Origin of the sequence: Hoyosella rhizosphaerae (assembly GCF_014643175.1) — a bacterium.
GTDB classification, from domain to species: domain Bacteria; phylum Actinomycetota; class Actinomycetes; order Mycobacteriales; family Mycobacteriaceae; genus Lolliginicoccus; species Lolliginicoccus rhizosphaerae.
Genome location: NZ_BMJH01000001.1, coordinates 1433579 through 1456771 on the forward strand (window position 1 = coordinate 1433579; position 23193 = coordinate 1456771).

General features: G+C 59.4%; 17 protein-coding genes. 10 read left to right on the forward strand and 7 right to left on the reverse strand.

Annotation, left to right across the window (positions count from 1 at the left end):
• Nucleotides 1-68: 68 nt before the first annotated feature.
• On the reverse strand, nt 69-1388 hold the full coding sequence (locus IEW73_RS06605) for a DNA cytosine methyltransferase (RefSeq protein WP_188671789.1): 1320 nt from the start codon (nt 1386-1388) through the stop codon (nt 69-71).
• A 109-nt stretch (nt 1389-1497) separates the two neighbouring features.
• Between IEW73_RS06605 and IEW73_RS06610 the strand changes: the two genes are divergently transcribed.
• The 4 genes from IEW73_RS06610 to IEW73_RS06625 all read left to right on the forward strand — a co-directional run bounded on the left by IEW73_RS06610 (nt 1498) and on the right by IEW73_RS06625 (nt 7788).
• The gene (locus IEW73_RS06610) at nt 1498-2805 is read left to right on the forward strand and encodes a polysaccharide biosynthesis protein (RefSeq protein ID WP_188671792.1); all 1308 of its coding nucleotides are present in this window, start codon (nt 1498-1500) and stop codon (nt 2803-2805) included.
• Between the two features lie 184 nt (nt 2806-2989).
• Nucleotides 2990-4828, forward strand: coding sequence for an acyl-CoA dehydrogenase (locus tag IEW73_RS06615; RefSeq protein ID WP_188671795.1), 1839 nt, complete (start codon nt 2990-2992; stop codon nt 4826-4828).
• A 236-nt stretch (nt 4829-5064) separates the two neighbouring features.
• Nucleotides 5065-5760: an ATP-binding cassette domain-containing protein gene (locus IEW73_RS06620; RefSeq protein ID WP_188671798.1), complete on the forward strand. Its 696-nt coding sequence runs from the start codon at nt 5065-5067 to the stop codon at nt 5758-5760.
• Between the two features lie 15 nt (nt 5761-5775).
• Complete coding sequence (locus tag IEW73_RS06625) at nt 5776-7788, forward strand: YhgE/Pip domain-containing protein (RefSeq protein WP_188671801.1); 2013 nt, start codon at nt 5776-5778, stop codon at nt 7786-7788.
• A gap of 31 nt (nt 7789-7819) precedes the next feature.
• On the opposite strand, the gene IEW73_RS06630 is transcribed toward IEW73_RS06625, so the two are convergent.
• From IEW73_RS06630 to IEW73_RS06640, 3 genes are all read right to left on the reverse strand, one after another.
• Nucleotides 7820-9649 (reverse strand): VanW family protein, encoded by a 1830-nt coding sequence (locus IEW73_RS06630; RefSeq protein ID WP_188671804.1) that lies wholly within the window; start codon nt 9647-9649, stop codon nt 7820-7822.
• Between the two features lie 258 nt (nt 9650-9907).
• On the reverse strand, nt 9908-11224 hold the full coding sequence (locus IEW73_RS06635) for an acetyl-CoA C-acetyltransferase (RefSeq protein ID WP_188671807.1): 1317 nt from the start codon (nt 11222-11224) through the stop codon (nt 9908-9910).
• A 59-nt stretch (nt 11225-11283) separates the two neighbouring features.
• Nucleotides 11284-11445 carry a hypothetical protein gene (locus IEW73_RS06640; RefSeq protein ID WP_188671810.1) on the reverse strand — a complete coding sequence of 54 codons (162 nt, stop codon included), beginning with the start codon at nt 11443-11445 and terminating at the stop codon, nt 11284-11286.
• Nucleotides 11446-11457: 12 nt separating this feature from the next.
• Between IEW73_RS06640 and IEW73_RS06645 the strand changes: the two genes are divergently transcribed.
• Both IEW73_RS06645 and IEW73_RS06650 read left to right on the forward strand, forming a co-directional pair.
• Entirely contained in the window at nt 11458-12801 is a 1344-nt protein-coding gene (locus IEW73_RS06645) for a 3-oxoacyl-ACP reductase (protein WP_188671812.1), read from the forward strand.
• Complete coding sequence (locus IEW73_RS06650; RefSeq protein WP_188673058.1) at nt 12801-13682, forward strand: MaoC/PaaZ C-terminal domain-containing protein; 882 nt, start codon at nt 12801-12803, stop codon at nt 13680-13682. The genes IEW73_RS06645 and IEW73_RS06650 overlap by 1 nt, the downstream gene beginning before the upstream one ends.
• A 74-nt stretch (nt 13683-13756) precedes the next feature.
• On the opposite strand, the gene IEW73_RS06655 is transcribed toward IEW73_RS06650, so the two are convergent.
• Nucleotides 13757-14356, reverse strand: coding sequence for a TetR/AcrR family transcriptional regulator (locus IEW73_RS06655; protein ID WP_188671816.1), 600 nt, complete (start codon nt 14354-14356; stop codon nt 13757-13759).
• A gap of 67 nt (nt 14357-14423) precedes the next feature.
• Nucleotides 14424-15581, reverse strand: coding sequence for a glycoside hydrolase family 3 N-terminal domain-containing protein (locus IEW73_RS06660; RefSeq protein ID WP_372433627.1), 1158 nt, complete (start codon nt 15579-15581; stop codon nt 14424-14426).
• A gap of 189 nt (nt 15582-15770) precedes the next feature.
• On the opposite strand from IEW73_RS06660, the gene IEW73_RS06665 reads away from it, so the two are divergent.
• From IEW73_RS06665 to IEW73_RS06680, 4 genes are all read left to right on the forward strand, one after another.
• Complete coding sequence (locus IEW73_RS06665; protein ID WP_188671822.1) at nt 15771-16250, forward strand: universal stress protein; 480 nt, start codon at nt 15771-15773, stop codon at nt 16248-16250.
• 45 nt (nt 16251-16295) lie between these two features.
• The gene (locus tag IEW73_RS06670; RefSeq protein ID WP_229675793.1) at nt 16296-17396 is read left to right on the forward strand and encodes an isochorismate synthase; all 1101 of its coding nucleotides are present in this window, start codon (nt 16296-16298) and stop codon (nt 17394-17396) included.
• Between the two features lie 115 nt (nt 17397-17511).
• A complete protein-coding gene (locus IEW73_RS06675) occupies nt 17512-17682 on the forward strand; it encodes a DUF2613 domain-containing protein (protein WP_188671828.1) in 171 nt (56 codons plus the stop codon).
• A gap of 12 nt (nt 17683-17694) precedes the next feature.
• Nucleotides 17695-21885, forward strand: coding sequence for an alpha-(1->3)-arabinofuranosyltransferase (locus IEW73_RS06680; protein ID WP_229675794.1), 4191 nt, complete (start codon nt 17695-17697; stop codon nt 21883-21885).
• On the opposite strand, the gene IEW73_RS06685 is transcribed toward IEW73_RS06680, so the two are convergent.
• Complete coding sequence (locus tag IEW73_RS06685; protein ID WP_188671830.1) at nt 21819-23030, reverse strand: acyltransferase family protein; 1212 nt, start codon at nt 23028-23030, stop codon at nt 21819-21821. The genes IEW73_RS06680 and IEW73_RS06685 overlap by 67 nt on opposite strands.
• Nucleotides 23031-23193 lie beyond the last annotated feature (163 nt).

Genomic DNA, 23193 nt, shown 5'->3' on the forward strand with positions numbered 1-23193 from the left:
ATCATGCATTTGACCCGCATTGGAGGTCGAAATGCAGGCTTCTTCACCCGAAACCCGCCAACTGCGTGCTACAGCTGCGGAATGACATGCCGCGCAAGGGTGAGTGCGAGCTGTGGCGGTACGGCGTTGCCGATCATGGTGCGGATGGCGCCCCAGGTTCCGGCGAATTGGTAGTCATCTGGGATTGTTTGGAGTCTCATGGCTTCACGGATGGTGAGTGACCTGGTGTATTGCGGGTGGACGTTCCGGGACGCGGAGATCATTCCGAAGGTTGTGCCGATGGTGGATGCTGGTTCGTCCCACCGGAGGCGCTTGTAGGTGGTGTTGTAACCGCTTGGTGGTCGAAGGGCTGGGTCCGCGTTGTCGTGCGCCGATTTGCCTTCGGGTACGTCGCGGAGCCATGAGAGTACGTGTTCGGGGTGGTCGACAGCCCAGTGGAGTGGGTCGTTGGGGCATGCTTGTCCTGCTTCAAGCGGGGGCAGGTCTGCGGTGGCATCGCGGAATGTGCGGTGCGGCATCAGGTTTGAGCCATGGCTGGCGGGCGGAAAGTGGATTGGGTTGACGCGGGTGGCGATGATGAAGATGCGTTCGCGGTGTTGCGGGACGCCGTAGTCCTGTGCGTTTACGGGGTTGACTGTTGCGGTGTATCCGCGCTGGGTCATGCTGTCGATGATTCGGTCGATGACGTACGTCCCGTTGGGGTCTTTCATGCTGAGGAGTAGCCGGACGTTTTCCATGACGATGACACGGGGCTGAACCACGTCGGCGAGAGATAAGAGGTGGTTGAACAGTTGGTTTCGCGGGTCATCGTGGTTGCGCTTGCCTGCGAGGCTGAAGCCTTGACATGGGGGGCCTCCGGCGAGGATGTCGATGTGAGTACCACCCAAGCCGGTACCGCGTAGCTGATCTTCGACTTCTGCGGGCTGGATGGTGGTGATGTCAGTGCCAATGCTGCGGGCGCCTGGGAAGTTCCGTGCGAAGGTGTCGCGTGCGTCGGAGTTGCTGTCGACATATGCCTGGATAGAGCAGCCCGCTGCCCGGAATCCTTCTGCCATGCCGCCGCAGCCGGAGAATGCCGCCAATACGGTGGGACCAGTTTGTTCGAGGTTGGGGACGACGCGGTGCGATCCGCCGACGTGTGGGGGTGGCTTTTTCCCAGCTTTCCCGTTTGTGCGCCGTTTGTTGGGGTGAAACGCACCTGCGACCTTGTGCGCCTCGAGTTCGCGCAACGCGGTGGACACTGCGGTGTGTACTGCGGGGCTTGGGGATTTTTTGTTGAGCTCCCAGGCGGAAAGCGTCGCGGAGGTGATACCTACGCGTTGGGCGAATTGGTATTGGCTGATGCCGATGTTCTTTCGTCGCTGACGCAGTTCTGAACCGGGGATCATGTGCCGACTACCGTGGTGCCTTCCGTGAGACGTACCGATTCGTCAGCATAGTGCGGTTGTCGGCGCCGTTGCGGCACATGACGGTTGGGGTGGCCAATACACTGGATGGGTGCCAACGAGCGGTTCTATGAAGTGGGAATTGTCGCCGACACTGACGGCTAGTGGTCTGCCGTCGCGTCGCGTGATGCCCGCTGACGCACTGGCATCGCTGGTGACGGGGATTTTTGGCGCGCTGTTCACTGTGGTGTTTTGGGTTGCGGCTGCGTTCTTGTTCGACGTGAGCGATGTCGGTTATGCCGGGGTGATGATCTCGGCTGCGGTTGGCGTTGCGACGCTGTCGAATTTGGGTATTGGTGTGTTGGTTTCTCGAATTTTGCCGTTTTCTGGCCCACATGCGTTGCGGTGGTTCTTTCGGGGCAATTTTGCGGTCTTCGCACTGTCGGTGCTCGTGGGCGCGGCCCTTGTTGCAGTCGCGCCACGGGACATTGTCTTTGAATATCCGTGGCAGATGTGGACGTTTCCCCTTCTGGTGGGTGTGTTAGCGCTTTTTACTGTTTATGATCCGACAGTTTCGGGGTTGGGGCGCGCGCGGTGGGGTGCATTTGCCACTCTTGTGCATGCGGCTGCGCGCCTCATTCTTCTTCCCATTTTGGCGCTGTTCTCGTTGGGTTCCACGGCAATTGTGTTGGCGTGGTTCCTTCCCGTTGTCTTGATTGTTCCGGTGCTCAGTGCGGCGATCATTCGACGGATCGGGGTAAGTAGTTTCTCGAGTTTCGCGCCTCATCGCATCAGCGGCAAGCAGGTGTGGAGCGGCGTAGTTAGGTCGCATGGCCCGGCGGCTGTGGGCGCGCTACCGGGGACACTGTTGCCGGTTTTTGTAATCGCTTATCTCGGCCCTCATTCGGCTGGGTATTTCATTGTCGCTTTTTCGATCATTTCGATGTTCATGGTGACGTTGAACAGCGCCCTGGGTCCGTTTGTCAGCGCCGCTGAGCAGAGCACGTGGGATCTAGCAGGATTGACGTATCGGTTCACATTCCTGTTGTCATTGCTTTCCCTGGCGTCTGTGATGTTTTTGGCCGTGATTGTTCCGACAGCGCTGGGGCTGATCTCGCATGGTTATCAGCAGAACAATACGATGCTGATTTACGCGGCTGCCGCAGCAATTCCGTTGCTTGCTTTGCAGGCTATGTACGGTGCGTTGTCACGTATTGCCAATAAGTATGGTCGCGTGCTGTTGCTTCAAGTTGGTAGCACAGCGGTGTTGCTCGCTGGTGCGGCGATATTTACCAGTGCTCATGGGCTTGCCGCGATTGGCTGGTCGTTGTTGGTATCTGTGGCGATTGTGGCAGTTGTCATCGCGGTGCCGATAGTGCGCGCGTTTCGCGCGGCGTTGGCTACCGGTAGCGCCGACTAACGCCCTGGGGTCGCGTGCTGTGTCGGAGTTCGCATTTACGGCTATTGGCATGCCCGCAATTTGGACGTAAACTAGCGTAAGTTACTGGCGAGTAGTTTGTGCGGTCGACGATCTTTGGGTTGCTACCACCGCCAACGCCGCCGGTAGGAAATCAGACGAACATCTCAACGGAGAGAGCGTAAGAATGGGCCACTACAAGAGCAATGTTCGAGACCTAGAGTTCAACCTTTTTGAATTCCTCGGTCTTGACGACGTCCTCAAGTCCGGCGAATTTGGCGACCTCGATGTCGACACCGCACGCGATATGCTCGGCGAGGTCGTGCGTCTCGCAGAAGGCCCCTTGGCCGAAGGCTTTGCTGATGCTGACCGGAACCCGCCAGTTTTCGACCCTGAAACCCACGAGGTAACACTCCCCGAGTCGTTCAAGAAGTCATTTAAGGCTTTGTGGGATGGCGAGTGGTACCGCATGGGATTGTCCGAGGAAATCGGTGGAATCCCCGCTCCCCGCACTCTCGTGTGGGCAATCGCTGAGATGCTCCTAGGTTCACAGCCTGCGGCGTTCATGTACCAGGCCGGACCTTCGTTCGCGAATGTTCTTTTCCACTTGGGCACCGAAGAGCAGAAGAAATGGGCTGCACACGCCGTGGACAACGGCTGGGGCGCCACCATGGTGCTCACCGAACCAGACGCTGGTTCTGACGTTGGTGCCGGTCGCGCAAAGGCGATCGAGCAGGCAGACGGCACGTGGCACATTGAGGGCGTTAAGCGCTTCATCACGTCAGCGACGTCTGATGACTTGTTCCCCAACATCATGCACCTCGTTCTGGCTCGCCCCGAAGGGGCAGGCGCTGGAACCAAGGGCTTGAGCTTGTTCTTCGTTCCCAAGTACCACATCAACGACTGGGACAGCGCTGAGTACGGCGAGCACAACGGCGTTTACGTCACGGGTGTTGAGCACAAGATGGGCTTGAAGGCGTCTGCGACATGCGAACTTACCTTCGGTCAACACGGCAAACCTGCTGTTGGTTGGCTTGTTGGTGAAGTTCACGACGGTATTGCCCAGATGTTCGAGGTTATCGAACACGCTCGCATGATGGTGGGCACCAAGGCCATCTCTACTCTTTCCACCGGCTACCTGAACGCACTGGCTTACGCGAAGGAACGCGTCCAGGGTGCCGACATGACGAAGATGACAGACAAGACTGCACCACGTGTCGCCATCACGAACCACCCTGATGTGCGTCGCAGCCTCATGACGCAGAAGGCGTACTCGGAGGGCTTGCGTGCCGTCTACCTTTACACTGCTGCGCATCAGGATGAGGTAGCCGCGAAGCTTGTTTCCGGCGCTGACAAAGACCTCGCGTACCGGGTGAACGATCTGTTGCTTCCGATCGTCAAGGGTGTCGGTTCAGAGCGCGCTTACGAGAAGCTCACCGAGTCGCTACAGACGCTCGGCGGTTCCGGCTTCTTGCAGGACTACCCCATCGAGCAGTACATCCGCGACGCGAAGATCGACTCGCTGTACGAGGGCACGACTGCAATCCAGTCGTTGGACTTCTTCTTCCGCAAGATCGCACGCGACAAGGGCGTTGCTCTCGCCCACGTTGCCGGTGAGATCAAGAAGTTCATCGACGACGCTGAAGGTGATGACCGCCTCAAGAACGAGCGTGAACTCCTCAACTCAGCGCTTGAGGACATTCAGGCAATTCTTGGCACATTCACTGGTCACCTGATGGGTGCGGCTGAAGAGATCACCGAGCTTTACAAGATCGGCCTCGGATCTGTGCGTCTCCTCATGGCTGTTGGCGACTTGCTCATCGGCTGGTTGCTGCTCCGCCAGGCGGAAGTTGCGCTGGCTGCACTAGACAACGGTGCTAGCGAGAAGGACAAGCCGTTCTACGAAGGCAAGGTTGCTGTGGCGTCGTTCTTCGCCAAGAACATGCTGCCGGAGATCAACGGTATCCGTAAGGTGCTGTCCAACATCGATCTCGACATCATGGAGCTTGACGAAGCAGCATTCTGATGCAGCGTCACTTCTGAAACACAATCACTAGGGTGGGCGTGCTGAGAGTTATTTCTCAGCACGCCCACTTTTTTGAGCGTCAACCCACACTCAAATAGGTGGGATGTCGCGTACCACTATTCTTGGACTTTCAACTCGCCAGTCGGTAATTTCAAACATCGAACTAACTCCTCACACATCAGCGGTAGTGTCCACAACACGACGTTGTAAAAATCACCGATCGGGAGAAGCAATAGATGGGATCGGACACCACCGACGCCGCACCAGAAGATCGAGAGCCAGCCATCAGCGCAGATTCTCTCGCCCTGAAAGGAACTCGCGGCCCTGTCTACGGTCCTCATACCTTCACCATTCCTGAGGGCGGCATCACCGTGCTGCAAAGCCCACCGGGAACGGGGAGGACAGCACTGCTCCTCACGTTGACTGGCCGTATGCGCCCCACGTCTGGGTCACTCACCATTCTCGGACTGCCCTACCCGAAACGTGGCCACCGAATCCGAAAGCACACATCGATAGCCGGTTTCAGCACCATTGACGACCTCGACGACGCACTCACGGTGGGCGACGCTATCCGTGAACGCGACACATGGGCCACACCCGCATACAGATTCGTTGGTCGCACCACCAATGACCGCGTAGACGAGGTATGCGCGCTCATGTTCGATGACCGCCCCATCCCCACCGCGAAGACGGTTGTGTGGGATCTCAGCCAACTGGATCGCCTTCTACTCCAGGTATCCCTCGCCCTTGTCGACGATCCGCACATCCTTGCCGTCGATGACCTCGCACAGGTGGAAAACCTCACCGACCGTGCACACCTTATCGACCGACTAGCCGCACTTACCCCGCATAGAACAGTCCTCACCACAGCTGTGGAACACGTGACCCAAGACCCAACCGTGAGCCATCTCGGGCTCGCCACCAGCCGCTGAGTCCGGAGACACACAATGGTTGCAGCACTCTCATTCGGCACCGAACTCAAAAGGTTCAGCCGCGAAACGCTCCCCCGCCTCGCTATCGTCGCGATCATCTTCTTGCCGCTGCTGTACGGCGCGATGTACCTCTGGGCATTCTGGAACCCGCTCGGCAAGGTCGACAAGATGCCAGTAGCCATCGTAAACAGCGATAGGGGCGCCACCGTCGATGGTTTTACGGTGCGGTTCGGGGAGCAAGTCACTCGTGAACTCATCCAGCGCGGAGACTTAGGATGGGAACGCGTGAGCCAGGCCGAGGCCGAACGCGGAGTAAATGCAGGTGACTACTACTTCGCCGTCGAATTCCCAGAAGATTTCAGCGACGCACTCACCTCACCCGCGGGCGACGACCCACAAAAGGCCGTCATCAATGTCACCTACAACGACGCAACTAACGCCATCGGAACCACCATTGCGCAAACCGCCATGGCCTACATCCTCAACGTCATGTCGGACACTATCGGCGCCGAATCCGTCGACCAAGTGCTTATTGCTTTGCAGGACGTCAGGGGTGGGCTCGTCCAAGCTGCCGACGGAGGTCAACAACTCGCCGACGGCACTGGGGTCCTTCTCGACGGCGTCACTCAGCTCGACAGCGGTACGCAATTGCTCGCCCAAAATCTTGGCGAAGCTCGTGATGGCGCAACAGCACTCGCCGCGGGCACGGACCAACTAGCCAATGGCCTGACACAGCTCACCGACGGAATCGTTCCACTTGCGGATGGCCTTGTTGAGCTTCAGGGCGGCGCACAGCAACTCGGTGCTGGCGCCGACCAGATCAGTGGTGCGATCAACCAACTCGTCGCCCAACTCAACATCCTTGCTGAGCAACAGGCCATCATCACCGGCAAAATTACCGCCAAGGCCGAACTCGTGCGTACGATCCCCCACCCCATCGCACACGATGTTGCCCGCGACCTTGACAACCTCCGCGCCGAGATCGACCGCCAAGGGTTTGGTCCCGGCACCCAATCGCAGCTGCAACAGCTCCGCGACGGTGCTGCACAACTTGCCTTCCAGCTCAACGATCCGCAAAGCCCATTCCGGGTGGGACTCGCTATCGCTGCTGACGGCGGCGGCCAACTCACGGCTGGAGCGACCCAGCTACGCGACGGCGCAACTGAAATCAATAACGGAGCCCAAGCTCTGGCCATGGGGCTGGGCCAACTCGCTGACGGCGGCGGAGTTCTGGCCACAAGCTTCGGCCAACTCACCGATGGTGTATCTCAACTAGACGGTGGCGCAAACCTGCTGGCCACTGAGCTACGGGCAGGTTCGCAACAAATCCCCGCATGGGATGAACAACAACGACGAGCCCAAGCTGAAGTCCTAGGCGGCCCGCTGTCGCTTGATCAGCAGCATGTCGCATTCGCTCCCAATTTCGGCACAGGCGTCGCACCGTTCTTCATCTCGCTCGCGATGTTCATCGGCGGATTCATCGTGTGGATGCTCATGCGCCCTCTCCAAACGCGCCCTCTCGCTGCGGCCCTCGGTGGTTTCAGGACCGTCCTAGCGTCGTACTGGCCCGCGATGCTCGTCAGTGTCGCGCAAGCGCTCGTCACGTTTGCCGTCGTCCGCTACGCCATCGGAATGGAACCGGCGAACTCAGCCGGGATGCTCGCCTTCCTCGTCCTTGTTGGGTTGTCATTCCTCGCCTTCATCCAGACGATCTTTGTTCTGCTGGGGTCGTCGACGGCCCGTGTGGCAGTGCTTGCGCTGTTGATGATCAATCTCGTGTCCGCCGGTGGCCTCTACCCACCAGAAACGACCGGTCGGCTGTTCGAGGTGATTCACCAGTTCGTGCCGATGAAATATTCCGTTGACGGGCTACGGCAACTCATCATCGGCGGAGCCGACGGAAGACTGTGGACAGCCGTTGCAGTACTCATTGGGTTGCTTGTTGTGTCCATCGCAGTGTCCGCATTGTCAGCACGCAAGCAACAAGAATGGTCGATGAAACGACTACACCCCCCTATACCTGCATAAGGGAGGTGCAGTCGGACCTCAGTTTGCCGATCTATTCGTCGTTCTCTTCAGCAGGCGGGTCATCCGCAGGCGGTGGAGGCGGCGGTGGTGCGTCGTCGTCCCCTCCGCTGTCCCGCTGATCTGAGTCATCGTCGTCATCGTCATCGTCATCGTCAGACGGGGGTGGCGGTGGAACCTCACACACCACATTCGGTTGCGCTACATACCGGACGGTGCGAGTTTCGCGCGTGATCTCACGGTCTGTCTCAGCATCTCGGATGATTCTGGTGTCGCTCGTGGTGAACCCTTGGCCACCGGCACTCGGCTGGCAGTTCGGGCCCGCACGCAGAGTTATGCGCTGCGGTTGGGTGTAATCCCAACGGCCGCCGTTCACCGATTCGACCTCGACCGTTTTGGTTCCCCACATCCGGACCGTGATCGACGATGCATCACCGAACGATTGAATGAGCACGCCAGTGTCGTATTGGTTGCGGAATTTGAGGTCAATAGAACCTTCAAACACCGTTGCTTCTCGGCCAGCGGGGTAACGCGAAATAAAGTAGCTGTGCTCTGTGTGCTCAACGTCTTCGAGACCAGCAAAATACGACGCGTTGTACAGGGTTGTTGCGAACTGGCTGATGCCACCACCAACGGCGGTCGACGGCCGACCTCCAAGGATGATCCCGGAGTCTACGTACCCTTGCGCGTATCCTCGGGGACCCGTGTGGCCATTGAGAGAGAAGGTTTCACCGGGCTTGACGATAGCGCCGTTGACCTGTTCCGCAGCACGACGAATGTTCACACCCGAACTGGGGGCGAATCCTCCGGTGGTGTATTCCGCGATCACTTCGTTGATGCCGAGTGCTTCTGCATCCTCAGTGCTGAATTCGGCTTCGGATACGGTGTATTCGGCCTCGACGATTCGATTGCTTGTCTGCACCATCAACGTGGGTAGATCCGCGAGAGTGGTATCCCAGTCGACGGTGCGCCCAGTCTGATCTGGCACCACCTCGGGACCATCATCACCTAGTCGCACGGTTGCGTCGATGGCTGGGGTTTCTGTCTCACGCAATTGTGGCGCAAGAATGTCACGTGCGGCATCGATGTCATAGTTTGGGGTGAGCCCGCCATCGCCGTCAGGCGTAAAGCTAAGCACGCCACCGACTTCTTCGGTAGGAAATGTCGCTTCCACCCCGTCGGTGCCCCTGACGGTCAATGTGGACGCAACAGCGGGTTCCGCAAACTCGCGCAGCGCCGCATTGAGTCCTTCTTCTGTGACGGTCACGGCGTCAATGTCGACAGGGAGTTCGACAGGCTCTGGGAACAGCCACCGCTCGACGATGGTATTGCGCGCATCATCAGTGATGAGTGACAAGCCGTTGCGGGGCTGAATGAGCTGAGGGGAAGCCTCAACGAACACAATGTCACCTTCAACAGCTTCGCGGTCAACATCACTCTGGATGGTCGCTAGAACTTGGTCAAGGCTGTTGCTATCCACGGTGCTGACGAAGCCGATCTCCCGCTCACGGAAGAAGGCAAGCAACCGCGTAATGGGGTTGATTGGCTGCGATTCCGCGCGGGCAACCGAAGCGGAAACGTCGAGTTCAAGCCCCGCGTCAACTGGGTTGACTTCGTACTCTTCGCCATCTGCGGTGGTTACGAATGGTTCAGTTGCCCGTGGGCCGAGTTCGCTGACGAGTCGCTGCTGCGCGGCGTCCGGGGTGAGACCCCCAATGTCGACGGCTGCGACTGTGACGTTGCGTGCGACTTTTCCACTCGAAGTGAACCAGTCAACGGCATACAGGACAACGCCAATAAGAACGACTGCGATGATCACCACTAGGGCCACAATTGCTGGCCGTTTTCCTGACTTTTCCGCCATGTTGCCTCCCGGCTCCAAGTGCAATGTTGGTCAGCACCTCGTCTAAGGGTATTCGCTCATCCTCTGAACTGTGGAACCGGATGCATCGCGACGCCTCAGCAGAGAATCCCGCGCAAAGAACCGGGTCGGGGTTCGGGTCTCTGCGCGGGACTATAGACATATCGCACAATTCATACACCGTGTTACAGCTGAAGCTGAGATGCGAAAACCCAGGCCGCCCAAAAGGATGGCCTGGGTTTTCAGGGTTTACGTGTGCTGTCAGCCTTCGACGATGGCTACTGCACCCTGTCCACCTGCGGCGCAGACGGACACTAGTGCCCGGCCGCCACCGTTTTCAGAGATCATCTTCGCTACAGAAGCGATGATGCGTCCACCGGTTGCAGCGAACGGGTGGCCTGCTGCAAGCGAAGAACCGTTGACGTTGAGTTTGCTGCGGTCGATCTTGCCCAAAGCAGCGTCAAGGCCGAGACGGTCCTTGCAGTACTCCTCTGATTCCCATGCCTGGAGCGTGCAGAGAACGACTGAAGCAAATGCTTCGTGGATCTCGTAGAAGTCGAAATCTTGCAGTGTGAGTCCATTGCGCTTGAGCATGCGTGGCACGGCGTAGGTTGGCGCCATGAGCAGGCCGTCAGGGCCGTGGATGAAGTCCACTGCAGCGGTTTCGTAGTCGCGCAGGTAAGCGAGGACGGGCAGGTTGCGCTCTGCAGCCCATTCTTCACTCGAAAGCAGCACTGCCGAAGCACCATCGGTGAGAGGCGTGGAGTTACCAGCCGTCATCGTGGCATCGCCAAGCTTGTTGCCAAACACGGGCTTGAGCTTCGCGAGCTTTTCAGCTGTTGAGTCGGGGCGAAGGTTGTCGTCCCGAGTCAGGCCGAGGTAAGGCGTGACGAGGTCGTTGAAGAAACCTGCATCCCATGCTTTAGCCATGTTCTGGTGCGAGGCTGCGGCAAGCTCGTCTTGGCCTTCGCGGGAAACACCAAATTCTTTGGCCGTGATGGCAGCGTGCTCACCCATCGACAGACCGGTGCGTGGTTCACCGTTGCTTGGGATAGCCGGAACAAGCTGGCTCGGACGAAGGTTGCCGAGCAGCTTTAGGCGCTGAGCAGCGGTCTTCGCGCGGTTGAGGTCAAGAAGGGTGGCGCGAAGCTCCTCATTGACAGCAATCGGTGCGTCGGAGGTGGTGTCGCTACCGCCACCGATGCCGGATTCGATGCGTCCCAGAGCGATCTGGTCGGCAACAATGCTCAATGCGGTGAGGCCGGTGCCACACGCCTGCTGCACGTCGACCGCAGGTGTGTAAGGCGAGAGCGCACTGCCGAGCACTGATTCACGAATGAGGTTGAAATCACGTGAGTGCTTGAGCACAGCGCCACCAGCTACGAGGCCGATTTGCTCGTTCTGCAGGTTGAATCGGCTCGCCAAACCATCCAGGGTTGCGGTGAACATGTCCTGGTTGGAGGCCTTGGAGTAGGCCTTGTTGCTACGTGCGAATGGAATGCGGTTTCCACCAAGGATTGCTACCGGTTTGGTCTTGCGACCTTCGGGGGCTTTGGCCGCGTCTTTCGAGGATGTCACTTCAGTCTCCAAACAATTCGGGAGTGTTGGACTACCGAGTATTCTTACTCACCGGTAAGTTAGTTGTCGATACCGTGCACTCCGGCGTATGTTCCGGCAGGATACAACGCGACAGACGGTGTTGGTCGGATGTCGGCCGTTTCGGCGGCGCGCCGCAGGTCAACACCTGTGCGGTTGGAACAACTGCGAGAAGCAAAACTGCGACGAGTGATTACACTCACGAGAGGTGACCCGTGTCAGGCAAAAAGGGAAGCTCCGATCTTTACTCCACTTTGATCTCTTCTGGGCCAGGAGCATTCCTGGCAGGCAAGGTGGGACTCCCCCAGCCCGAGGAACTACGCCGTTACAAGGAGGGCGAACCAGCCCTTCCCGGCCCACTGGTTGTTGGCGGTTCCGGCCGCTTGGTGGAACCCATCCGCGATCTACTCTCCGACTACGACTTCGGCGATGACGACACCGAAAAGTTCGGTGGCCTGGTGTTTGACGCCACTGGCATCACCACAATCGAAGAGCTAAAGCAGCTCTACATCTTCTTCCAGCCGTTGATGCGCAAGCTCCTACCATGTGCTCGCGTTGTCGTCGTTGGCACGACCCCCGAGCTCGTGAAGAAGGCCGACGAGCGCATTGCTCAGCGCGCACTAGAGGGCTTCACACGTTCCGTGGCCAAGGAAGTTCGCCGTGGCGCCACCGCCAACTTGGTGTACGTCTCGCCTAAGGCAAAGACGGACTTCTCCGGGTTGGCTGCACCACTGCGGTTCTTCCTTTCGGCGAAGTCCACCTACGTTGACGCACAAGTTGTGCGCGTCAACGAAAAGTCGACCGAAGCTCCCGCCAATTGGGACAAGCCACTCGACGGCAAGGTCGCACTCGTCACCGGTGCTGCACGCGGCATCGGCGCCACCATCGCCGAGGTTATGGCCCGCGATGGCGCCAAGGTGATCGTTGCTGACATGCCACAGGCTGGCGATGCACTGTCTGAGGTCGCGAACAAGATCGGCGGCGTTGCACTTGCATTGGACGTCACCGCTGCAAACGCACCGGAGAAGATCGCGGAAGCAGCTGAGCGCTTCGGCGGACTCGACATTGTCGTGCACAACGCTGGCATCACCCGCGACAAGTTGCTCGCCAACATGGACGCAGGTCGTTGGGACTCCGTCATCGCGGTGAACTTGATCGCACCGAAGAACATCACCGAAGGTCTTGTCGCGAACGGTGGCCTTAAAGAAGGCGGCCGCGTTGTTGACGTGTCCTCCATCGCCGGTATCGCCGGTAACCGCGGGCAAACCAACTACGGCGCATCCAAGGCCGGCGTTATCGGCATGGTCGACGCCGAAGCTGCCGAGCTTGGCAAGAAGGAAATCACGATCAACGCTGTGGCACCGGGCTTCATCGAAACTCAGATGACGGCCGCCATCCCTCTCGCCACCCGCGAGGTCGGACGTCGCCTCAACTCGCTGCTGCAAGGCGGCCAGACGGTGGACGTTGCGGAGACCATCGCGTTCTTCGCTAGCCCCGCCTCATCTGCTGTGACAGGCAACACCGTTCGCGTGTGCGGACAGAGCTTGCTGGGTGCATGATGGCGAAACCAGAAAACATTCAGATCCTCGAAAAGCAGAGCATGCTCAGCAACTACGCGAAAGCGGTTGCTGGGATGCTGCCACTGCCTGGGGCAAAGTCTGAGGCACTCCCCGATCGGGTTCTGCGCATCGAGAACGTCACCATCGACAGTGACGCTCTTGCCGCGTACAACCGTGTTTGTGGTCTGCGTTTGCGGAACACAGTCCCCGCCACCTACCCGTTCGTTCTCAGCTTCCCCGCTGTAATGAACTTGTTGGTTTCCAAGGACTTCCCGCTGCCTGCAATGGGCATGGTCCACATGTCCAACACGATCGAGCAGATCAAACCGATCGCCGTCAGCGACACCCTGACGATCGATGTTCATGCAGCTGACCTGCGTGAGCACCGTAGCGGTCTACTCGTCGACCTGGTGACCGAGATTACTGTCGAGGGTGAGCTCGTTTGGCGTCAGGCCAGCACGTTCCTGCGTAAGCAGAAGACGAGCCTCAGCGGCGGCGAGCGCCCTGAAAAGGTCGACAACGCACCGGGAGCAGACGGGGCCACTCCGGCCACCACGCTCAAGGTAACGCCAAAACTCATCGGCAAATACGCCGACGTCTCAGGCGACCGCAACCCCATCCACATTTCCAAGATCGGCGCGAAGGCCTTCGGCTTTCCGTCCGTCATCGCACACGGAATGTGGAGTGCAGCAGCCATCCTCGGAACCATCGAAGGTAGCGTCCCGGACGCTGTCAACTACACAGTTGACTTCGGCAAGCCTGTTGTTCTGCCAGCAAAGGTCGACGTTCACACGGCGAAGACTGACGCTGGGTGGGAAATCGCATTGCGCCACCCCAAGAAGGGCTACACGCACTTGACGGCGACCGTCACGGCTCGTTAGTCCACACCGCTCGTTAGCTCGACCGCTTTACATTTTGGCCCCGGCACCATTGGTGCCGGGGCCAATGTGTTGCATCAGCTATCGGGCCGCTTGCCGGCGAAGCCACGCCAGGACAGGCCTGTCAGCAGCGCCACGGCCGCCTCTGTGTCCACAGCACCATTTGCGATGAGGTCTGCGACCGCCTCACCTGCACCGATCAGCACCGTTGCCATGAGTCGGTATTCGTCATTGCTTCGTTCTTCACGACTACTCGACCGCAAAATCAAAGCCGCAAGCTCAACTGAGCGTTCGCGACTGCTCAACACAAGTTCCGCAAACTCTTTCTGATACATCGCTTGCCGGTACAGCACACTCCACGCAGTCCGATTGTCATGCACGAAGTTGAGGAAAACCCGAATGCCGTGTTCGAGTTGTTCCTTCGGCTTCAGGTGCGGATTCGCGGCCCCAGTGAGCGCGTCAAGAAATCGTGTACTTTCCCGCCTTATGCAGGCGGCGAAAAGTTCGTCCTTGGAACCGTAGTAGAGGTACAACATCGGTTTCGAAATCGACGCTTCGGCAGCGATAGCGTTCATGGAAGCACCGTGATAGCCATGCGCTGCAAAAACTTCAATGGCGGCATCGAGCATTTGCTGCTCGCGAATTGCCCGAGGCAATCGCTTCGTCCGACCACTCATTTCCGCCCTCACACGTAGAACTTACCCGCCGGTAAGTTTACGGTGCTTAGGGAGTGGGTGCGAACTTTCAGCAGTCAAAAATGCCTTTTGCCTCACCAATTCGGACAACTGAGGCGTCCACTGTCGACATCTCAAGTTCCCCGTCTGCAACTGCGCGTTCCAATCGATCAAGCACATCAGTCACTCTGTCAGTGGAAATCCACAGCGCGATGTCCGCTCCCGCTTGCAGCGACTTCAACACAGAATCCGTGATGTCGAACAGATCTGTCACTGCTCGCATACTTCCAAGGTCATCGGTGAAGATGAGCCCGTCGAAGGGTTCCGCGCCATAGCCGACGCCGTCGCGCAAAAGCGACATTGTTGCCGGGCTCAAGCTTGTGGGAAGCCCGGGTTCGGTAAGCCCGGGGACAGTGAGATGCCCGACCATCACAGCCACGTCAGGAGCTGCGAGTTCGCGATAGGGAACGAGGTCCCACTCCTGAAGATCAGACAACGGAGGTGTTGTGACGCCTTCCAAATGCGAATCACCTGTTGCCCTACCATGCCCTGGGAAGTGTTTAATGACCGGCATAACGCCAGCATCCCGGAGCCCACGGGCGTAGGCGCCTGCGTACTCCGTCACCTGCTCGGGGGTAGCTCCAAATGAGCGGTCGCCGATAACCTCATTGTCGTCGCGGTCACTGATATCCACGACCGGAGCGAAATCGACGGTGATGCCAAGTTCACGCATCGCTTCGCCGCGTTGCTTTGCAAGCTCGTACGTCTGCTCTGGGGTGCTTGTGCGGGCCAGCTGCCGTGCAGAGGGTGCGGTACCGATGACGTGCGCCGCGCGACTGACCCGGCCGCCTTCTTCGTCGATGGTCACCATGACGGGCACGGGCGATTCTGCCGCAACTTCGGCAACCCGCCCACTGGCGAGGAAACTGGGATCTGCCCAGCTTGTGACAAAGAACCCACCGATTTGTTCTTGTTCAATAATGCGGCGCGCATCAGCTTCGCCGGTGACACCAACATTGAGCATCTGAGCAAGCTTTTGGCGGGTTGTGAACTGCGCGAGAAAATCTTGATGAGTACACGCACCATTACCCGCGTCGACGGTGGGCGTGTGCGCGACGGGAGATGTCGCAGGTTGGCCGCCGTCGGGGCTATCGGTAGCTGTACAAGCGGCGAGCCCAACGCTCATCACGGCACCAGCAACCACTGCAGTTGCCCTGTTTAGCCACATCATCGCACTCGTTTCCTTCCGCAGACTGACCCGAATCTTACTGTTCTTGACCGAAACATCCGGGCAGCAACAGGCAGGCGAGGGTAGTCTCATAGATATCGCCGGATTTGTCCGACGCTAGATTTCGACTTCTAGTTCCGACATGCAATTCAGATATGCAGCGACCTCAGTTCCGTTGGGAGGCAGTCAATGACGTCGGGGGCTTCGGATGTAGTGCTCATTGCCTACGACGGTTCCGAGAATGCCAAACGCGCCATTCGGCATGCGGGGCATTTTCTCAGCGCAAGCCGCGCCGTCGTGGTAACTGCGTGGGAGCCACTCGCTCGTCAGGCTGCCCGAATCTCGGGACTGAGCGGAGTCATGCAACCGGGCTGGGTTCCTGATGTGTCAGCCGAAGACGCCGCCCTCGCGGACGCCAAAATGATTAACGAAGAGGGCATTGACCTTGCACAGAAAGCGGGCCTCCAAAGTGAGGGTCGCTGCATTGAGACAATCACAACCGTCTGGGCCGCCATTGTCGATATCGCCAACGAACTAGACGTCAACATCATCGTCACCGGAACCCGCGGGGCAACAGGGTTGCGCGCACTGTTGCACAGCAGTGTCGCCGATCAGGTGTTGAAGCATTGCCATCGGCCCGTGCTCATTGTTCCCCCGTGTGATGACTAGACCTGCGTGAGCGCACAGAGTTCACGACGGGAATACTCACTATCCGTGGAGCCACTGCCGTTCGTTTTATCTCGACCGCATCGCACCGTTGTCGCACGGGGCGCCAGCACGGAGTGGGCCGATGTTGAGCAGGCGCAGCGCGCGTTACGGAACGGGTCGACCTCGATCGTGGTGGGTGCGATCCCCTTCGATATCGCTGCTCCTTGCGCACTGCGTGCCCCGCTGTCCGCTACCTTCACTGTCGGCCCTATACGTCCTAACGAGGCGGACGCAGTCTTGCCCACTGTAACGACGGTGGTAGCGGACCCATCCGGTGATGAACATGTTCGTCGTGTCCGCCGACTCGTGGAGCGGATCAAGTCCGGAGAGCTCGACAAAGTAGTTGCCGCACGGTCATTGCTGGTGACGTGCGAGGACACAATTTCACCGATGGCGCTTTTGCATCAGTTGGTGGCGTTGGACCATGTCGGAAACGGTTTCAGCGTCGACCTCGCCCCGGCCGGGCCGCACTGGGAAGGTCGAGCGCTCGTCGGTGCCAGCCCTGAAGTGTTGATTCGTCGCGAAGGCAATGAGGTGTCCTGTTGGCCGCTGGCCGGCACAGCACCTCGGTCCCACGATCCCGCAATCGACGCAGAGCGCGCTGACACGCTTTTGCAGTCGAGCAAAAATCTGCACGAACACGCCTTTGTCGTTGACTGGTTGCGGGAACAGTTGTCGCCGCTGTGTGAATCACTAATTGTTGCGCCACAACCTACGTTGTTTCCGACTCCCGCCGTGTGGCACTTGGGCACGCCCATCCGTGGAACATTGCGCGCCCCATCGATTTCTGCGCTCGACGTGGCGTTGGCAGTGCACCCCACTCCTGCGGTCGGCGGAACCCCTCACCAGGAAGCGTTGCGGGCTATTCGCGAAATCGAAGGTGACCGTGGGTTTTACGCCGGTGCGGTGGGCTGGTGTAACGCCGAAGGTGATGGCGAATGGATGGTGGCGATTCGGTGTGCGGAGGTATATCGCAACACGGCACGGGCATTCGCGGGCGGCGGAATCGTCGACGGATCCGATCCAGACGAGGAGCTAGCCGAGACGAGCGTGAAGCTACGCACACTGCTCGCGGCGATGGGTGTCTCGGACGCCACTGTTCGATAACGTGTATGTGTTTGACAACACGACCCGCGATTCAAGCGAATAGATTGTGTGTGCTGCCCTAAGCGGGCTACCCTAAGCACGGACTACGTGATGTGTACAGGCGAGGAGAGTCCGGATGAAGTTTCTTATCCCTGGTGCCATTGCTGCATTCGCGGGCACCACTTTCGCCTTTGTGCTGGTGATTGCAGGTACAAGCTTCGTTGAGCAGAACACACGGCCAGACATTGACCGGGCCGAGCAGGCGCAGGTCGCGTTACTCAACCAGCCTGAGTACGGCAGCCGCTAATTCCCCGCTAGGTTGTCTCCGAGCACCTCACCAATAGATTGTCGCCCGCTCCCCAGAAGCGGGCTTTTTGTCGTTTTCGCCATCTCACTTCTAGCGAGCTTCGCGCAGGCGCCGGGACTTATCGTCGCGGACACAAAACTTGATCTCACTGTCGACCCGCGAGGGTTCCTCGAACGCGCCTCACACCTGTGGAGCAGCCTCGCACCGTTTGGCCAAACCCAAAACCAGGCGTATGGATACTTTTTCCCACAAGGTCCGCTTTTTGTTCTCACCGAGTTGGTCAACATTCCTGCGTGGATGGCGCAACGCCTATGGTGGGCGCTATTGCTTGCCGCTGGGTACTGGGGTGTTATTCGCGTAGCGGAAGCCTTGGGGATTGGTAGTCGCACCTCGAGGATCGTCGCCGCGCTAGCTTTTGCCTTGTCACCCCGCGCGCTGACAACACTGGGGGCGATTTCGTCAGAAACCACGCCCATGATGTTGGCGCCCTGGGCGCTGCTACCGGTCATCCTTGCCTTGAATGGCAACTCACGACGCCCACTCTGGCAACTCGCTGCAGGGTCGGCTTTTGCCATTGCGTGCATGGGCGCGATCAACGCTGTTGCCACGCTATTCGGCGCTGCCGTGGCAGGTTTGTGGTGGCTCGCGCATCGGCCTAACCGCCGATGGTGGATTTTTTCGGCCTGGTGGATTCCGTTCAGCCTCGCGGCGACAGCGTGGTGGGTGGTGCCACTTCTGATGCTTGGTGCGGTCAGTCCTCCGTTTCTTGACTACATCGAATCCGCTGGTACCACTACGCGGTGGATGTCGCTGGTGGAGGTCTTGCGAGGCACGGACAGTTGGACACCGTTTGTTTCGCCCGACCGCATCGCTGGGGCCATCCTGGTGACACAACCGGTCGCGGTTCTCGCAACGGGAATTGTGGCAGCCGCGGGGCTCACGGGCCTGGCCATGAAGTCCATGCCCGCCCGAGGGCGCTTGGTATTCATCCTCATGGTGGGGCTTGTGGGCATTGGCGCGGGCTATGCCGGCGGTTGGGGTTCACCGATCTCCGAGCCAGTGCGAGCGTTCCTCGACGCCGAGGGCGCGCCGTTGCGCAACATTCACAAGATCGAACCGCTGATCCGGCTCCCGATTGTCCTCGGCATCGCACACCTGCTGGCGCACGTTGCGCTTCCCGGGTCCGCCCCTCGGCGGGAGTGGCTACGTTCGTTCGCCCGACCGGAACGCAATCCGTTTGTCGCCGTGAGCACAGTGGTGCTGGTTTCTCTGCTTGTCGCAACATCGTTGGCATGGACAGGGAAGCTCGCACCACGTGGGGCTTACGCCGGCATCCCCGACTATTGGTCGCAGACGGCTGATTTTCTCGCTGAGCAAGGTGGTGAGGCCGAAGGTCTCGGCTCGCGGGCGTTAGTCATTCCTGCGGCCCCTTTTGGGTCGCAAGTGTGGGGGCTCACCCGCGATGAACCGCTACAGCCGTTGGCGCGCACGCCGTGGGGAAGCCGAGACGTTGTCCCCCTCATTCCACCCGGCGGTATTCGTGCGCTTGACTCGGTGCAGCGCCTCATCGCCGCCGGAAACACGTCCGCGGGTCTAGCGCCAGCCCTCGCGGCGCAGGGGGTTCGTTTTATTGTTCTGCGCAACGATCTGGACCCTGTGACATCACAATCCGTCGCACCGGCGATCGCACGGCAAACAGTGCTCGGATCACCCGGATTTGTGAAGGTAGCAGAATTTGGTGGACCAGTGGGGCCTGAACCCGACGGCAACACGGTGCCAAGCGCTGGTTTGCGACCACAGTTCCCCGCTATCGAAGTATTCGAGATCGACGCGACCGAACCGGCTTCCGGTGCGTACACCGTCGATGTTTCTCGTGTCCCTGTGGTCAACGGCGGACCCGAGGTGCTTGTTCGACTTCACGAGCGTCACAGCCGCGGGGCAGCAACTCCGTATCTTCTCAGCGCCGACGCAGAGGGCGCAGGAATCGTTCCTAGCGCGATCATCGCGACAGACACCCCCCTCGCTCGGGAAGCGGACTTTGGGCGCGTCGACTTCCAACGCTCGCATGTTTTGAGCCGCACAGATCCGCGCCGCACCCTCAACCGTGTGCCCGACTACTTCACAGCTGAAACGATGATTTTCGCCGAGTCAGCTGGCGGTTCAGTGCAGGTGTCATCGTCGGCTGGCGACGCAACACAACTTGGTGTCGTGCAGCCAGGGAGTGGCCCCGCCGCAGCGGTCGACGGTGACACAGCTACCGCGTGGTTGAGCAACAGCTTCGAAACCGCGGTGGGTCAATGGTTGCAGCTCAACTTCGACGAGGCAGTCGACCAAGCTATTTTGCGGATCACCACAAGCCCCGCAGCGTCTGGCCCACCGGTGCGTTTCATGGAGGTCACCACTGCTCACGGTTCAACGTCAGTGTTTGTACCAACACCTGGTGAGGAAGTCGTCGCAGCCCTACCTCTTGGCGCAACAGACTGGGTGCGCATTACAGCGCGTTCAACCGCAACAGGTGAGCGCGGTTCCCAGTTCGGTATTGCCGATGTTGCCGTACGTGCGCACGGCTCGGATGTCGATATGCAACGCCGCATCACGGTGCCTAGTGCCGACGCTGCAGTGTCGTCGTGGGAACTAGGCCAGGAGTACCCCGGGCGGCTGCCGTGTATCGACGGCCCCACCCAGGCTTTATGTTCACCAGATCTATACATTCCGCCTGAGGAACGAAACCAATTCGCACGCACAATCCATGTCAGCGAACCTGCCGAGGCTACGGCTCGACTGTTTGTGCGCGCACGGCAAGGCAATGCACTCGAAGAGCTCCTCGCTGACCAGTTGGGTGTGCACGCAACGGGCTCGACAAGCATCGGGGATAGCCGCGGTAGCGCGTTCGCAGCAGCCGACGGCGACCCACGAACGGTGTGGTACGCCCCAGCCACCTCGAGTGTCAGTGAACGCCAGTTCCCCCAATTGACATTGAACCTCGCCGAGCCGGACGAGGTGCGCGGGGTGCGACTCACCCTGCCGCAGGCTGAGGTCCCAGCCACCCCCACTCTTGTGCGGATCGACACCGGGGACTCGCGGAAGACGGTCGAGATCACCAAGCAGGATCGTGAACGCGGGTTTGTTGACGTTTCCCTTCGTCCGTACGAAACGGACACCGTATCGGTGACGTTGCTCGACTGGGAAATCGTCCGGACAAACGAAAGCTTCGGACTGTTCAACACAGTGCCGCCGGGCATTGGAGACATTGCCGTCACTACCCGCGGTGGCGTGTATCCCACACCCAGCGATACGACTGAGCCCCGCACCTTGATGATCAGTTGCGACGATGGCCCGGCCCTCACCATCGGAAATCAGACTGTGCAGGCGTCTGTCGAAATGACCGACATTGAGTTCCGCACCGGCGCCATCGTCGAGGCCACATTGTGCACGGACGAACCGTTTTCGCTCAGCCCTGGCGCGGTGGCCATCGACGCTGATCCGGGTTCATTTTTTCACATCGATGGGGTGTCGGTTGCGAACTCAGATTCGGCTCCCGCGCCGAACATCACTGTGTCGGAGACAATGCAATGGAACAACACCCACCGCGCCATCGACATCGCACCAACGGACGACGACCAGTTCCTTGTGGTTCCCGAAAGTTTCAACACTGGTTGGGTCGCGCGAACCGAAACGGGTGAAGAACTCACGGCGCTCCAGATCAACGGATGGCAGCAAGCCTGGGTAGTACCAGCAGGCACTAGCGGGGAAATCTCGCTGACGTTTCCGCTTGACCGCGGATACCGCATCGCACTATTCGGCGGACTAGCACTTCTGCTGCCACTCTTTGTGCTCATGGTGGCCCCCACCCGTCGGCGGGTGTCGCCTCTGCCTCCTTCGAGGCCGATAACTATGCCACTGCTCGCAGGCGGTGCCGTCGTGTCTGCTTTAGCGATCATCGCTGGCATTCCCGGAATTGCGACGGGGGCTGTGGTTTTCGGTGGCGCGTGGCTCATCGGCCGACGATTCGGCCCACACCTACGCAGCTCAGCATTTCCGGTTGTCGCAGGCAGTGGCATCGTCCTCGCCGCCGCGGCCCTCTCTACTGGCCCGTGGCGTTCCCCCACCGGCTACATCGGTGACAGCGCCGCTGTTCAGGCACTTGCTTTGGTCACAGTCGCGGCGGTAGCTGTTTCTGCGTTGCCATTCTGGCGGCGGTAGCGCTCAGCGCGGGCAGTTTCCCACCGGAGCAACGCACGACGCGCCGGCTCCTCCACCAGCGCGTAGCTCACAGATGCCACCGCCACACTCAACACCACGGTGAGAACCAGCACCGGGAACATGTACCCAGAGAACTGTGGGACGCCCAGAATCGGGAACGTCACCATGAGAACAGCAACATGCCACAAGAACAGCGCATACGACCATCGTCCGAGCATCAGCGCTGTAGGGCTTGCCAGAATGCGATGATGCCGCCCAGGTTCAGCAAGAACAATGGGCGCGAGGAGTGCGTAACCCATCACGGCCCCGCACAAGATTTTCACCGCGTATTCCAGCGGTTCCAAATCGACGAGGCCAGGCGGCCCGGCCAGCGGAGATGCTGCGATACCAATGGCGCACACGGCAACTATCGGCATGAGCATCGGGATGCGGGCTAGTCGCACCATGCGTGGTGGTGGAGCCGTCGCGAACTCGGCAAGAATCATGCCCGCCGCAAACCACGACAAGTACCCGGGCAGCCAGTTGTCGTGGTGCACACCGTCTGCCGTTGGCACAGGAATGTACTTCCAGGCCAAACTCAACACCGCAATTGTGACAATCACGGGCACACGCCAGCGAGCAGCCTCCCCGCGTAAGCGCCATAAACCCCAACCAAATAGTGGTAGCAGCAGGTAGAACGCCAGTTCGACGGACAAGCTCCACATCTGTGTAAGGCCCTCGACAAGCGAATAGGGCACAAAAACTTGCATCAGCGTCAAGTTTGCCCACCACACAGTCGCCGAAGCGCCTCGCGCTTCATGCAGCAGAAGAAGTACCGCGCACACCACCACTATGTAAGCGGGCATGATGCGCACAATTCGGTGCCGCAGGTATCGCCCCGTTGAAGGCGATGCGCTCAACCCTCGAGCTGCTCTAGCGTGCTGGCGCCACAGCAAGAATCCCGATAACGCAAAAAACAATGCCACCGCGAGGTCGAAACGTCCCCACACCCGGCCCCAGAAACTCTCTGTCACGGAACCCGTCTGAAATGCCACATGTGTGAGGAGCACCCCGAGCGCCGCCGCGCCGCGCATACCTTCGCAGCCCGGTAGAAACCCAGAACTCCCCGCAACTGCGAGTGGGACTTTCGGTTCAACATTCTTCATTGCATTTCCAGTGTGCCGTTTCTCTGACATTCACATTCGATTGTGGTGCACCAACACGCCAAAACTGTGCGTGCAAGATATGTATTCCATAACACCCCGCCTCGCCCACCACGGATTTGTAGGTTCCAACTGCTAGTGTCGGGCGCACCGGCCATGGTCGCCA

Bases quoted from the DNA above. Each gene is read 5' to 3' on its own strand.
- IEW73_RS06605 (WP_188671789.1), bottom strand. From the start codon at position 1,388: ATGATCCCCGGTTCAGAACTGCGTCAGCGACGAAAGAACATCGGCATC.
- IEW73_RS06615 (WP_188671795.1), top strand. From the start codon at position 2,990: ATGGGCCACTACAAGAGCAATGTTCGAGACCTAGAGTTCAACCTTTTT.
- IEW73_RS06620 (WP_188671798.1), top strand. From the start codon at position 5,065: ATGGGATCGGACACCACCGACGCCGCACCAGAAGATCGAGAGCCAGCC.
- IEW73_RS06625 (WP_188671801.1), top strand. From the start codon at position 5,776: ATGGTTGCAGCACTCTCATTCGGCACCGAACTCAAAAGGTTCAGCCGC.
- IEW73_RS06630 (WP_188671804.1), bottom strand. From the start codon at position 9,649: ATGGCGGAAAAGTCAGGAAAACGGCCAGCAATTGTGGCCCTAGTGGTG.
- IEW73_RS06650 (WP_188673058.1), top strand. From the start codon at position 12,801: ATGGCGAAACCAGAAAACATTCAGATCCTCGAAAAGCAGAGCATGCTC.
- IEW73_RS06655 (WP_188671816.1), bottom strand. From the start codon at position 14,356: ATGAGTGGTCGGACGAAGCGATTGCCTCGGGCAATTCGCGAGCAGCAA.
- IEW73_RS06660 (WP_372433627.1), bottom strand. From the start codon at position 15,581: ATGTGGCTAAACAGGGCAACTGCAGTGGTTGCTGGTGCCGTGATGAGC.
- IEW73_RS06665 (WP_188671822.1), top strand. From the start codon at position 15,771: ATGACGTCGGGGGCTTCGGATGTAGTGCTCATTGCCTACGACGGTTCC.
- IEW73_RS06675 (WP_188671828.1), top strand. From the start codon at position 17,512: ATGAAGTTTCTTATCCCTGGTGCCATTGCTGCATTCGCGGGCACCACT.
- IEW73_RS06685 (WP_188671830.1), bottom strand. From the start codon at position 23,030: ATGAAGAATGTTGAACCGAAAGTCCCACTCGCAGTTGCGGGGAGTTCT.